Annotated in this window: 10 protein-coding genes; 5 read left to right on the top strand and 5 right to left on the bottom strand. The window is 72.6% G+C overall.

What is annotated here, in order from left to right; genetic code table 11:
• The first annotated feature begins 89 nt into the window (after nucleotides 1-89).
• From ACSYGO_RS33090 to ACSYGO_RS33070, 5 genes are all read left to right on the top strand, one after another.
• Complete coding sequence (locus ACSYGO_RS33090; RefSeq protein ID WP_460388699.1) at nucleotides 90-1,934, top strand: ABC transporter substrate-binding protein; 1,845 nt, start codon at nucleotides 90-92, stop codon at nucleotides 1,932-1,934.
• 76 nt (nucleotides 1,935-2,010) lie between these two features.
• Nucleotides 2,011-3,078, top strand: a complete 1,068-nt coding sequence (locus ACSYGO_RS33085; protein ID WP_345658521.1) for an ABC transporter permease — start codon at nucleotides 2,011-2,013, stop codon at nucleotides 3,076-3,078.
• 23 nt (nucleotides 3,079-3,101) lie between these two features.
• Entirely contained in the window at nucleotides 3,102-4,040 is a 939-nt protein-coding gene (locus ACSYGO_RS33080; protein WP_426682490.1) for an ABC transporter permease, read from the top strand.
• The gene (locus ACSYGO_RS33075; protein WP_432189689.1) at nucleotides 4,037-5,038 is read left to right on the top strand and encodes an ABC transporter ATP-binding protein; all 1,002 of its coding nucleotides are present in this window, start codon (nucleotides 4,037-4,039) and stop codon (nucleotides 5,036-5,038) included. Before ACSYGO_RS33080 ends, ACSYGO_RS33075 begins: the two co-directional genes overlap by 4 nt.
• Nucleotides 5,035-6,039, top strand: a complete 1,005-nt coding sequence (locus tag ACSYGO_RS33070) for an ABC transporter ATP-binding protein (RefSeq protein ID WP_426682458.1) — start codon at nucleotides 5,035-5,037, stop codon at nucleotides 6,037-6,039. Before ACSYGO_RS33075 ends, ACSYGO_RS33070 begins: the two co-directional genes overlap by 4 nt.
• 73 nt (nucleotides 6,040-6,112) lie before the next feature.
• On the opposite strand, the gene ACSYGO_RS33065 is transcribed toward ACSYGO_RS33070, so the two are convergent.
• The 5 genes from ACSYGO_RS33065 to ACSYGO_RS33045 form a co-directional block, all read right to left on the bottom strand.
• Nucleotides 6,113-7,081: a bifunctional riboflavin kinase/FAD synthetase gene (locus tag ACSYGO_RS33065; protein WP_028802535.1), complete on the bottom strand. Its 969-nt coding sequence runs from the start codon at nucleotides 7,079-7,081 to the stop codon at nucleotides 6,113-6,115.
• 144 nt (nucleotides 7,082-7,225) lie between these two features.
• The gene (locus ACSYGO_RS33060) at nucleotides 7,226-11,128 is read right to left on the bottom strand and encodes a trypsin-like peptidase domain-containing protein (RefSeq protein ID WP_460388696.1); all 3,903 of its coding nucleotides are present in this window, start codon (nucleotides 11,126-11,128) and stop codon (nucleotides 7,226-7,228) included.
• A 449-nt stretch (nucleotides 11,129-11,577) separates the two neighbouring features.
• Nucleotides 11,578-12,486: a tRNA pseudouridine(55) synthase TruB gene (truB, locus tag ACSYGO_RS33055; RefSeq protein WP_435227125.1), complete on the bottom strand. Its 909-nt coding sequence runs from the start codon at nucleotides 12,484-12,486 to the stop codon at nucleotides 11,578-11,580.
• Nucleotides 12,483-12,929 carry a 30S ribosome-binding factor RbfA gene (gene rbfA / locus ACSYGO_RS33050; protein WP_426682461.1) on the bottom strand — a complete coding sequence of 149 codons (447 nt, stop codon included), beginning with the start codon at nucleotides 12,927-12,929 and terminating at the stop codon, nucleotides 12,483-12,485. Before rbfA ends, truB begins: the two co-directional genes overlap by 4 nt.
• Before the next feature lie 47 nt (nucleotides 12,930-12,976).
• Nucleotides 12,977-13,273: a DUF503 domain-containing protein gene (locus ACSYGO_RS33045; RefSeq protein WP_426682462.1), complete on the bottom strand. Its 297-nt coding sequence runs from the start codon at nucleotides 13,271-13,273 to the stop codon at nucleotides 12,977-12,979.
• Nucleotides 13,274-13,355 lie beyond the last annotated feature (82 nt).

The raw sequence follows: 13,355 nt of genomic DNA, 5'->3' as shown, positions 1-13,355 counted from the left end.
AGACACACACATCAACCCCGCCGGCGCCATCCGATCAAGTCGTTCAACCAGCCATCTCTGCGCAAGCGATGACGTGAGGTCACCGACCCATGAACACACAGGATCAGCACCACAGAGGGCTCCTGCGTCCGCGGCTCGTCGCCGCCGCAGGTGCCGCAGCGCTCACCCTCACCGCCGGTCTGGCGACCCCGCTCAACCCGGCACCGCACCAGGCCCAGGCCAAGGAGAACAAGAAGGTCCTCACCGTCGCGGTCGCGCAGAGCGTCGACTCGCTGAGTCCGTTCCTGGCGTCACGGCTGGTCAGTACGAGCATCCACCGGCTCATGTACGAGTACCTGACCAACTACGACCCGGCGGACAACCATGCGATCCCCGGCCTCGCCACCAAGTGGGAGCCGTCCGCCGACAAGCTCACCTGGACCTACACGATCCGGTCGAACTCCAAGTGGTCGGACGGTCAGCAGGCCACCGCCGAGGACGCGGCCTGGACGTTCAACAAGATGATGACCGACGAGGGCGCGGCCACCGCGAACGGCAGCTTCGTCGGGAACTTCAAGAAGGTCACCGCCCCCAGCGCCACCAAGCTCGTCATCGAGCTGAAGAAGCCGCAGGCCACGATGGCCGCGCTCGACGTGCCGATCGTGCCCAAGCACGTCTGGGAGAAGGTCGGGGACTTCACGAAGTTCAACAACGACAAGCAGTTCCCGATCGTCGGCAACGGTCCGTTCATCCTGACGGACTACAAGCCGGACAGCTACGTGCGCCTGAAGCCCAACAAGAGCTTCTGGCGGGGTGCCCCCAAGTTCGACGAGCTGGTCTTCAAGTACTACAAGGACGGCGACGCGGCCGTCGCGGCTCTCCAGAAGGGCGAGGTGTCCTTCGTCTCCGGCCTCACGCCGGCCCAGTCGACGGCGCTCAAGAGCCAGCAGAACATCAAGGTGAACGACGCCCCCGGACGCCGCTTCTACGCCCTCGCCACCAACCCCGGCGCGCAGGCGAAGAACGGCAAGAAGTTCGGTGACGGCGCCGAGTCGCTGCTCGACCAGAAGGTGCGGCAGGCACTCTTCCTCGCGATCGACCGGAAGACCCTCATCGACAAGGTCTTCCAGGGCCACGCCGTGGAGGGCGAGGGTTACATCCCGCCGCGCTTCTCCACGTACTTCTGGAAGCCGGAGGCGAGCCAGCAGCTGGCGTACGACCCGGCCAGGGCCGCCAAGCTCCTCGACGAGGCGGGCTACAAGAAGAACGGTGACGGCAAGCGCGTCGAGAAGAACGGCAAGCCGATCAACTACCGGGTCCTCTGCCACGCCACCGACCCGAACGACAAGGCGGTCGGACAGTACCTGAAGGAGTGGTACGGCAAGCTGGGCATCGGTGTCACCCTCAACTGCCTGGACAACGTGACCGACCCCTGGCTGGCGGGCACCTACGACCTGGCGTTCGACGGCTGGTCCGTCAACCCCGACCCCGACTTCGTCCTGTCGATCCACACCTGCGGAGCGCTGCCCGCCACCCCCAAGGACACCGGGGCCACGGACAACTTCATCTGCGACAAGAAGTACGACGAGCTGTACGACCAGCAGCTCGCCGAGTACGACACCGCCAAGCGGGCGGACATCGTCCAGCAGATGGAGTCGCGGCTGTACGACACCGGGTACATGAACGTCATGGCGTACCCGAACGCGGTCGAGGCCTACCGCACCGACCAGATCAAGTCGATCGAGACGATGCCGAAGGCCGCGGGCAACATCTACGGCCAGGACGGCTACTGGAGCTGGTGGTCGGCGGTCCCCGCGGGGTCCTCCGGTGAGTCCTCCGACGGTTCGAGCTCGACGGGCGTCATCATCGGCATCGTCGCGGGCGTCGTCGTCCTCGCGGGCATCGGGGCGTTCTTCGCGATGCGGAGGCGCACGACGGCCGAGGACCGTGAGTAGGACCCGCACCGCCCCCGAGGGAACCCCCGGGAACGCATCCGGGGTCCCCCTGAACGCACGAGCGAATGAGTAGTCCATGACCGCTGAGGCAACACCCTCGCTGGTCGAGGCGACCGACGGTCCGGCGGAGGCCGGGCCGTCGGTCCGCGGGCCCAGGGCGCGGACCAGAACCGCGTATCTGCGGTATGTGGCGGGCAAGTTGGGCGGCGCGGCCGTCTCGCTGCTGGCCGTCCTCGTCACCAGCTTCTTCCTGTTCCGGCTCATCCCCGGCGACCCGGTCAAGTACATGACGGGCGGCCGTCAGGTGTCCGCCGAGCAACTCGCCAACTACCGCAAGGAGTTCGGCCTCGACCTGCCGATGTGGGAGCAGTTCACGGACTACTGCGGCAAGGCGCTCACCGGCGATCTCGGCACCTCGTACCAGTTCCGGGCCCCCGTCATCGACAAGATCACCGAGGCGCTGCCGAACACCCTGCTGCTCACCGGCACGGCGTTCGTGCTGTACACCGCGCTCGGCATCTTCATCGGCACGCGCTCCGCGTGGCGCAACGGCGGGCTGAGCGACCGGGTCAACACCGGTCTGGCGCTGACCCTTTACTCCATTCCGTCCTTCTGGCTGGGCCTGCTCCTCATCATCGTCTTCTCGGTGGGCATGGGCCCCATCCCCGGTCTCTTCCCCACCGGGGGCATGGAGTCGGGGGGCAAGGAGGGCTTCGCGTACGTCATGGACGTGGCCCACCATCTGATCCTCCCGGTGGTGACGCTGGTCGCGGTCGAGTACGGGCAGACCCTGCTCGTCACGCGGTCGGCCCTGCTGGACGAGATGGGCAGCGACTATCTGACGACCGCCAGGGCCAAGGGGCTGCGGGACGACCTCGTACGCCGTCGGCACGCCGTGCCCAACGCGCTGCTGCCGACCGTGACGCTGATCTTCATCAACCTCGGCCGGACGGTCGCGGGAGTGATCCTCGTCGAGACCGTCTTCTCCTGGCCGGGCCTCGGCGGGCTGTTCTACCAGGCGCTGAGCGTGCCGGACCTGCCCTTGGTGCAGGGGCTGTTCTTCGTCTTCGCGGCAGCCGTGATCGTGATGAACACGCTCGCCGACCTGATCTATCCGCTGCTGGACCCACGGGTGGGCCGATGACCACGACCGAGTCGGACGGGCCGATGACGACCGAACCAACGGCGGCTTCGAAGGGCGGACCCGCGACGGCGCGGAGCCCCCGTGCCCTCGCCTGGCAGCGCCGCCGTCACTCCGCCGCCCGCTTCTGGAAGCAGTACCGCACCCACCACGCCGGCGTCTTCGGACTAGCCGCCCTCGGGCTCTGCGCGCTCATCGCGCTGACCGCGCCGCTGACCGTCGGCTCCGACGTGCAGAGCGTGACCGACGCGCCGGGCGGTCCCATGGAGAGCCCGAGCACCGAATTCCCGCTGGGAACCGACCAGTTCGGGCGCAATCTGCTCGGGCTCGTGGTGTGGGGCGCCCGGGTCTCACTGCTCGTGGGGCTGCTCGCCGCCGTGCTCTCGGTCGCGATCGGCGCGCTCATCGGCATCACCGCCGGACACTTCAAGGGCTGGTACGCGACCGTGATGATGCGGATCACGGACTGGTTCCTGGTGATGCCCACACTGGTCCTCGCGATCGCGCTGGCCACCGTCATGAGCCGGTCGCTCGGCACGATCATCCTGGCGATCGGCGTGACGACCTGGCCGACGACGGCACGTCTGGTGCGCGCGCAGACCCTCGCGGTGGAGTCGCGGCCGTACATCGAACGGGCCAAGGCGCTCGGCGGCGGACACTGGCACATCATGACCCGGCACGTCCTGCCCAATGTGATGCCGCTGGTGCTGGCGCAGACGACCCTGATCATCTCCTCCGCGATCCTCGCCGAGGCGACCCTCGCCTTCCTCGGGCTCGGCGATCCCACGGTGGTGTCGTGGGGTGGGCTGCTCCAGGACGCGCGGGAGGCCGGCGCGGTCAGCGCCGGGAAATGGTGGTACCTGGTACCGCCCGGTGTCGCGATCGCGGTGGTCGCGCTGGCGTTCACACTGTGCGGGCGCGCCGTCGAGTCCGTCCTCAACCCCAAGCTGGGAGTGGCACGTTGACCCTGCTGGAGGTCAGGAACCTCGAAGTGACCTACGCGGGCGGCGCGGCCGCCGTCCGCGGCGTGGACCTGTCGCTCGACGCGGGCCAGAAGCTCGGTGTCGCGGGCGAGTCCGGCTGCGGCAAGTCCACGCTGGCGCTCGCGCTGCTGCGGCTGCTCCCCGCGGGCACGCGCACGAGCGGGGAGATCCTGCTCGACGGCGAGGACGTCCTGAAGATGAAGTGGGGGCAGGTGCGGGCGGTCCGCTGGGCGGGCGCCTCGATCGTCTTCCAGGGCGCCATGCACTCGCTGAACGCGGTCCACCGCATCGGCGACCAGATCGCCGAGCCGATCCTGCTGCACAAGAAGGCGACGCCCGCGGGCGCCCGGAAGAAGACCGGTGAACTGCTCGAACACGTCGGCCTGCCCGCCGCCCGCGCGAGCGCCTATCCGCACGAGCTGTCCGGCGGTCAGCGCCAGCGCGTCATGATCGCCATGGCGCTGGCCTGCGACCCGCGGCTGGTCATCGCCGACGAACCGACCACGGCGCTCGACGTGATGATCCAGGCGCAGATCCTCCGTCTGATCGAGCAACTGGTCAGCGAGCAGGACCTGGGCCTCGTCATGATCAGCCACGACCTCGCGGTGCTGGCCGACACCTGCGACCGCCTCGCCGTGATGTACGCGGGCCGGGTCGTCGAGGAGGGCCCGGCCCGGCAGGTGTACGAGGACGCCCGGCACCCCTACGGCAAGGCCCTGTCGGCCGCCTTCCCCCGTATCGGCGACACGGCGTCGCGGTTCGCGCCGCGCGGCCTGCCGGGCGATCCGCCCGACCCGTCCGCGCTGCCGTCCGGATGCACGTTCCACCCGAGGTGCGCGGTGGCCCTGGACTCCTGCATGACCGAGGACCAGGAGCTCCGCGACGCGGGCACAGCGCGGTGGGCGGCCTGTGTGCACGCGGGCGCGTCGGTCCCCCAGCCGGGCAGCCCGGCGGAAGAAGCCAGGAGCAGCACGCCATGACCACTGACACCGCCGCGCCGGCCGCTCCGCTGCTGCGCGCAGAGGACCTGCACGTCTCGTTCGCCGGACGCAACGGCGCCGCCCGCGCGCGGGCGGTCGACGGCGTCGACCTCGACATCCGGCGCGGCGAGATCGTCGCCCTGGTCGGCGAGTCGGGCTGCGGCAAGACGACACTCGCGCGTTCGCTCCTCGGTCTCGTCCCGCCGACCGGCGGGCACGTCACCTTCGACGGCAAGCCGCTCGACTACTCCTCGCGCGCCCTGAAGGCGTACCGCAAGCGCGTCCAGCTCGTCCTCCAGGACCCGAGCGGCTCGCTCAACCCCCGGCACACCGTGTACGACGCGGTGGCGGAGGGTCTGCGCATCCACGGGTACGGCGGGGACGAGCGGGCGGCCGTCGCGGAGGCCCTCTCCCGGGCCGGACTGCGCCCGCCGGAGCGCTTCTTCCTCCGGTACCCGCACGAGCTGTCCGGCGGCCAGCGCCAGCGCGTGGTGATCGCCGGAGCCCTCGTCCTGGAACCCGAACTCATCGTCGCGGACGAGCCGGTGGCCTCGCTGGACGCGTCGGTGCGCGGCGAGATCCTCGCCCTGCTGCTGCGTCTGCGCACCGAACTCGGCCTGTCCGCGCTGGTGGTGACGCACGACCTGGGTCTGGCGTGGAACATCGCCGACCGGGTCGCGGTGATGTACCTCGGCCGCATCGTCGAGACGGGCGAGGTCGAGCAGGTCCTGACGGCACCCCGGCACCCCTACACCCAGGCCCTGCTCTCCGTGCTGCCGGAGGCCCCGGGCGATCCGGTCGTGCTGACGGGCGAGCCCCCGGACCCGTCCCGCATCCCGGCGGGCTGCCGCTTCCACGCCCGCTGCCAGGTCCTCGCGAGCGGCGAGGCCGAGCGGGCCGGTGTGGCGGACGCCTGCCGCGGCCGGGACCTGGAGGTGCTCGACGGCGCCGGCGGGACGCAGGTGGCCTGCCACTGGGCCCGGGCGACGGCCGCCGGCTGACAACGGCGACGGGGGCGGCCGGTGCTTCGGAGCACCGGCCGCCCCCGTCGCCGTGTCGAAGAGGGCTGGGCGGCTACGCGGGAGGGGCGGAGTCGGCCTCGTAGGCCTCGATGAGTTCGCGCGACCGCTTCACGTCGTCCCCGATGGCTTCCAGCAGCGCCTCGATCGAGTCGAACCTGGCCTGGCCGCGGACGAAGGCGAGGAAGTCGACGGCGACGTGCAGGCCGTAGAGGTCGAGGCCGACGCGGTCGATGGCGTAGGCCTCGACCGTGCGCTCGGTGCCGTCGAACTGCGGGTTCGTGCCGACGGAGATCGCGGCGGGCATCGCCTCGTCAGCGACGTGCAGCCAGCCGGCGTACACGCCGTCCGCGGGGATGGCCGTGTGCGGGAGGGTCTCGACGTTGGCCGTCGGGAACCCGAGCTCCCGGCCGCGCTGGGCGCCACGGACGACGACGCCCTCGACACGGTGCGGGCGGCCGAGGATCTCCCGGGCGCCCTCGACGTCGCCCTCGGCGACGAGCCGCCGGGTCAGGGTCGAGGAGAACGGCTCTCCGCCGCCCGCCTCACCCGTGACGTACAGGTCGACGACCTCGACCTCGAAGTCGTACGTCTCGCCCTGCTCGCGCAGGAAGTCGACGTTGCCCGCGGCCTTGTGGCCGAAGCGGAAGTTCGGGCCCTCGACGACGGCCTTCGCGTGCAGCTTGTCGACCAGGACCTTCACGACGAAGTCGGCGGGCGACAGCTTCGAGAACTCGCTGGTGAAGGGGAGGATGAGCAGGGCGTCCACGCCCAGCTCGGCCATCAGCTCCGCGCGGCGGTGGTGCGGGGCGAGCAGCGGGGGGTGGCTGCCGGGGCGCACGACCTCGCTCGGGTGCGGGTCGAACGTCACGACGACGGAGGGCACGCCCAGCTCCCGGGCCCGGTCCACGGCATGCTTGATGATCAGCTGGTGCCCGCGGTGGACTCCGTCGTAGGAACCGATGGTGACGACGCTGCGCCCCCAGTCCTGGGGGATGTCCTCCAAGCCACGCCAGCGCTGCACTGTGACCGCTCCTTGTCGAACCCGTGTCCGTGAATGCCTCATTCGCAGCTCTAAGGGTGCCATGCCGTGTGCGTTCGGCTTGCATCGGCATCGAGCTGTGACGAGGAGCACGGACACGGAGCGGGCAGCGGACGGGGCTCGCCGTCAGGCGGGGACCCGGACTCCGGCCAGGTTCTCGATCATGCGGCGGGTGCTCGGTCCGACCACCGCGGCCCATTCCTCGGGGGAACCGGTCAGCCAGCGGGCCAGCAGGACGGCGAATCCCGGGACGTGCCGGGCCAGGTCGACGAGGCCGCGGTCGAAGCCGGTGGCTCCGGCCGGGGTGCGCACGAGGAGGAGGCCCGCCCGGTGCACCAGCTCCCGGGTGGGCTCCTCGCCCCGGCGGTCCGCTCCGTCCGCGGCGGCCTTGAGCAGGCTGCCGAGAACGGCAGGCTCGTGTTCCCGCGCGAGGAGCAGGTCCAGCAGCTCGCGGCGCAGGGGGCGCGAGGTGCGGCTGCCGGGCGCCGCGAGGACCTCGGCGAGCGCCGCGCGCACCGGGGTGGGGCAGCCGTCCAGCAGACCGCCGACCAGCGGCAGCAGCACGGCGCGTACCGCGGGTCCCTGTTCCAGCCGCCGGTCCACGTACGCGGCGACGTGGGCGGCGGCGTCGGGGCGCAGCTCCACGGCTTCCCGCACCAGAGCGGCGACGCGGCGGGCCAGGGCGGGCGTGGTGACGTCGGCGAGGGTGCGCAGCGTCTCGCCGGTGCCCGGGCCCGGCCCGCGCAGCCGGGTCCGGATCGCGTCGAGCACGGGGTCCGGGTGAGTGGTGAGCGCCGCGACCAGCGCGCCCGGCGGGAGGCCGGGGTCGCCGGCGGTGAAGCGGTCCAGTGCCTGCGGGAGGTACCGGGCGCGGGTGCGCGGGTCCCGGACGAGGAGGCCGAGCGCGCCGCCGTGCAGAGTGCAGTCCGCGGGACGGGACAGCAGGGCGAGCGCCGCGTAGCGCAGGAGTTCGCGGTCGGCCTCGGTCCGCACGAAGGGCGCGGCCCGCAGTCCGTACGTCACCGCCGCCACGCGCCGCGCGGGCCGCTCGTCGTGCGCCCAGCGGTCCACGGCCCGGCACACGGCCGACGGCTCCTCCTCCGCCAGCACGGCGAGCAGTTCGTCGCCTCGTCGGTGCGCGCTGTCGACCAGCGCCTCGGCCAGGTCGTCCAGTGCCCTTCCCCGGTGCGCGTACAGCAGGGCCTGCGCGGCGGTCGCCACGGTCGCGTCCGGGGCCGCGGGGAGGGGCCGCTCGTCGTCGAACCAGCCCGTCAGGTGCCGCTGTACGGCGGCGGGGTCGGCGGCGAGCAGTCGGGCGACGGCGTCCAGGCAGCGCGGGGCCGTCGGGGCGGCGCGGAACCCGCTCTCGCGCGCGCCGCGCGTGGCGGCGTCCCCGACATCCCCGGTGCCGCCGAGAACCGTGGTGCCCCCGGCGTCCCCGGCGCCCCCTGCGTCTGCGGTCCTCGGGAAGCCGTCCTGCGGTGCCGTCGGACGCGCAGTCGGCCGGGCCGTCCCGTCGCCGCTTCCCGAGGGCCCGGCGCGGCGTGGTTCCTCCGTGCCCCCGGCAGCGCGCGGACGGGGCACCTCGTCGGCGACCACCAGCCGCCTCAGCAGGTCGAACCGCTCGGTGTCGGGGACGGGCAGCGCCTCCCAGAAACCGGGCCCGAACTCCGCGGGTACGCCCCGCCCGGTCTCCCGCCAGGTCACGATCCGCTGGGCGAGCCGTCGCAGTACGCCGATGTACGGCATCGCGTCGGGCACCCGCAGCAGGACCTCGGCGCAGAGCCGGGTCGCCCACCAGGCGGGGTCGCCGAACGGTCCGGGGGTCTTCGGCAGCAGGTCGTCCACGGCGTCGGCCAAGTCGTCCAGCCGGCGGGCCAGTTCGGCGGCGCCCTGCTGCCGGGCCAGCAGGAGCAGTGTCTCCACGACGGGGCCGATGCGGTGACGGGGGACGGGGACCGTGCGGGCGTCGGCGGTCCGGGAGGGCCTGGGGCGGCGCGAGGGTGCCGTCCGCTGGGCGGGCACCTGCGGCGACGCCGGTGGGCGCCTGCGGTGCACAAGGGCGTGCAGGGCGGCTCCCAGGTCGAGATGGTTGCCCTGGATCCAGTCGGCGAGTTCCTCGTGGGCGAACCGGTAGCCGTCGCCCGCGGGGACGAGGAGGCCCTCGGTGAGGACGGCGGAGGCCCAGCCGCAGGTCCCGGCGAGGCGTCCTCCGGGGGCGGGGCCCCAGGGGAAGACGGTCTCGAAGGACGCGCGGTCCAGCTGGCCCTGCCCCGGGCCCAGGCAGCGCCGCGCGGCCTCGTGGACCTGGCCGGAGACGAGGGCGGCGAGTCTGCGCACCGCGTTGCCGCGCCGGCCGTTCGCCGCGGCGAGGCGCACCGCGACGCGCAGGCACATCAGGTCGAGGTAGGCGGCGAACACCTCGTCCCGGTCGGGTCGCCCGGCCGGATGGCCGGGCAGCGCGGCCCGCACCTCGGCGAACAGCCGCAGGACGAGCGGGTGGCGTGCGTCGGCCCCGGCGAGCGCGCCTTCGGCGATCCCGGCGCGGGACCGGGCGAGCCGTGCCTCGTCCTCGGTCAGGTCCCCCAGGCGTACGCAGGCGGGCAGCCGCCCTTCCGGGGACGCGGTCCCCGGGACCCCGCCGTGCAGCAGGTCGGCGGGGAAGCCGGCGCCCGCCTGCTCCCAGTACTCGGCCCGGCATCCGACGACGAGCCGTGCCCCCGTCTCGCGCAGCCAGTCGGCGGTCCCCGCGGTCCACTCGGGCAACCGGTGGGCGAGGTCGGGGGGCATCTCCTCGGGGCCGTCGAGGAGGAGCAGCAGGGGCCGCCCCGTCTCGCGCGCCAGCCGGGCCAGCCGCTCGGGCCCGATGTCGCCCAGCTCTCCCTCGTATCTGCCGGGCGGCAGGAGACCGGCATCGGGCGGGATCCCCTGGACCGTCGCCGGATCAGCGGCCGGTTCGCCGTCCGCCAGGTCTCGCGGGGACGGTCCCCCGGCGGCTTCCTGTTCGTCCCCCGACGCCGCCACGATGCGGCCCGCCCTCTCCAGGGCCCGCGTCGCCGCGTCGGCCACCGAGGTGTCGGTGCCGAGCAGGTCGGCGCCGCGCAGCCACAGCGTGGGGGCCGGTTCGGCGCCCGAGGTGCGGCGGGCGGCGAGGGCCGCCAGTTCCGTCGTACGGCCGCTGCCGGGCCGGCCGACGAGCCCGAGGACGGCGGCCGGGCCGTCCTCGAATGCGGTGAACTCCCTGACGACGTCGGCCCGTTCGACAGGACCGCGTCCGGGGCCGCCGGAGCCGAGGGGGGTCGCCGCGCCCGGTCCGTCCGATCCCACCGAGGTCGCGGTGAGTTCCAGGGCGCCCGCCAGGTTCAGGTCCGCGCCGTAGGCCGGTACGGAGGCCGCGTTCCGGGCGAGCAGCGCGGCGAGGCCCGGCACGCCGCGCAGCGGGACGGCGAAGCCGGGGGCCCGGTGCCCGGTGTGCAGGGCGGTGCCGAGCACCGCGACGACCGCGCCGGTCGCGGCGTCGAGGACCGGCCCCCCGGCCGCTCCCCCGCCCAGCCGGAGCGCGTCCGCGCCCGCGGTGCCGATGGCCAGCTCCTGGACGTCGCCGAGGAGGTGGAAACGGTCCGTGGCCGTGTACGTGGCGGGGGAGGTGCCGAGCAGGCGCGCCTCGCGCCAGCCGCCGGCGGCGATCCGGACGTACGTACCGGTCGCGATCCTGTCCCGCACGGTGACGGGGAGCGGGTCGAGGCCGAGACCTTCGGTGCGTACGAGTGCCAGATCGGCGTCGGGGAGCGGGGTCACGGCGTCGGCGGCGACCACGCAGGTGCGCTCGCCGGGGGCGTGCAGGACGAGGCGGGCCAGACCGTCGACGGCCTCGTGGCTGGTGATCACCGTGCCGTGGAGGTCGGCGGCGAAACCCGTGCCGCGGGGACGGCCCGCCAGGTCGCAGATGCGCACCAGGGCCGTGTCCCGCGCATCGCCGCGGTCCTCCGCCGGTTGCCGGCCCACGGTCCGCGGGCCCCGTCCCGCCATGCTCGAACCTCCCCGCCGTGCTCCTTCTTCCGAAGGTAGGCGTGAGGTGATCAGCGGGACAGATCGCGCGGCGAACGCGCCCCCTTCCACACCCTCGGTTCACTCCGAGCGCCCGCCCGAAGGGGTGAACAGGCGGGGGTGGGTGGATACACCCTTGGGTGGGGGAACCGAGGGGGGACCGTGGAGCGGCGGGCACCGAGACCCCGTGACCGCCGCTCCTCGGGCAGCACTCCCCCGCACGACGCCCCACGCCCCCGACCGGTTCCCGCCCGGGGGCCGGACGAGCTAAGGGCTGTCCCGTGGTCCCCGGTGGATCAGCGCGCGGCGTCGGATGCGGTGCATCGCAAGGCGGAGGGCCGTCCTCATACCGGGCGTATTCGGGTGACCCTCCAACGCGGCGAGGTGCCGTAGCTGTCGTCGTGCGCCCGCCGGGGAACACGGGACAGCCCTCAGGCGCCGAACACCGCCAGGCTCTTCGCCTTGCCCCGCTGTTCCTCGACGAGGGCCAGGAAGACCCCGTCGCGGTCGAAGACCGCCACGGCGCCCTTGCCCGCGTACTCCTCGGGCATCTCCAGCCGCACGCCGTTCAGAAGCAGCCGCGCCCGCTTGGCGTCCACGTCCCAGCGCGGGAACGCGGCCGCGGCGGCCTCGGCGATGGGCATCACGGTCAGCTCCTCCTGGAGCTGGTCGAGCGTGCGCGCCGAGTCGAGCTTGTACGGGCCGACGCGGGTGCGGCGCAGGGCGGTCAGATGACCCCCGACGCCGAGATCCGCGCCCAGGTCGCGGGCGAGCGCCCGGATGTAGGTGCCGGACGAGCAGACGACCGAGACGACCAGGTCGAGCACGGGCGTGCCGTCCTCGGCGACGGCGTCACGGACGTCGTACACGGCGAACGACGAGATCGTCACCGGCCGGGCCGGGATCTCGAACTCCTCGCCCTCGCGTGCCCGCTTGTACGAGCGGACGCCGTCGATCTTGATGGCGCTGACCTTGGACGGCACCTGCATGATGGCGCCGGTCAGCTTGGCGATCCCGGCGTCGACGGCGTCACGCTTCACGGCGGAGGCGTCGGTGGACGACGTGATCTCGCCCTCCGCGTCGTCCGTCAGCGTGTTCTGGCCGAGCCTGATCGTGCCGAGGTACTCCTTCTCGGTCAGCGCGAGGTGCCCGAGGAGCTTGGTCGCCTTCTCGACGCCGAGGACGAGCACGCCCGTCGCCATGGGGTCGAGGGTTCCGGCATGTCCGACGCGGCGGGTCCTGGCGATCCCGCGCATCTTGGCGACCACGTCGTGCGAAGTGAAGCCCGACGGCTTGTCCACGATGACAAGCCCGTCGGGCGTCCGGTGCTTCTGGGTCATTCGGCGGCGTCGTCCTCGTCCTCGCCCGGCTTCTTGTACGGGTCGGCCTCACCGGCGAAGGTGGCGCCCGCCGAGACCTCGCGCACCTTCGCGTCCGAGGCGCGCGCCTTGTCGAGCAGGTCCTCGATGGTCCGGGCGGTGTCGGGCAGCGCGTCCGCGACGAACGTCAGGGTCGGCGTGAACTTCACGCCGGCCGCCGCACCGACCGCGGAGCGGAGCACGCCCTTGGCGCTCTCCAGGCCCGCGGCGGCCGCCGCGCGCTCCTCGTCGTCCCCGTACACCGTGTAGAAGACGGTCGCCTCCCGGAGGTCCCCGGTGACCCGGGTGTCCGTGATGGTCACATGCGAACCGAGCCGCGGGTCCTTGATCCCGCGCTGCAGCTTCTGGGCCACCACCTCTCGGATGAGGTCCGCCAGCCTCTTCGCCCGCGCGTTGTCGGCCACTGGTCCGTCTCCCTCGTTCTTCCTGTTCTGCGTTTCAAGCTTGTGTGTCACTCGTCGTCGTCGCCGTGGAAACGCCGCCTCACGGACAGCAGCTCCACCTCGGGACGACCGGCGACCAGTCGTTCGCACCGGTCCAGCACGTCGGTCACATGGCCGGCGTCCCCGGACACCACCGCGAGGCCGATACCGGCCCTGCGATGCAGGTCCATGTGGTCGACCTCCGCCGCACTCACCGCGTACTTGCGCTGGAGCTCGGCCACGATCGGACGGACGACGGAGCGCTTCTCCTTCAGCGACCGTACGTCGCCGAGCAGGAGGTCGAAGGACAGAGTCCCCACGTACATGTGTGTATCCGGATGTCCCGCCGGTACGGGGTAGATGGCCCGGCCAGATGCTTGCCCGGGACATCAAGAACCGTACAACGAA

The sequence above is a fragment of the Streptomyces krungchingensis genome (assembly GCF_054729265.1).
The sequence above is the reverse complement of the archived record's forward strand: the minus strand, read 5'-3'. Positions and strand labels throughout refer to the sequence as shown.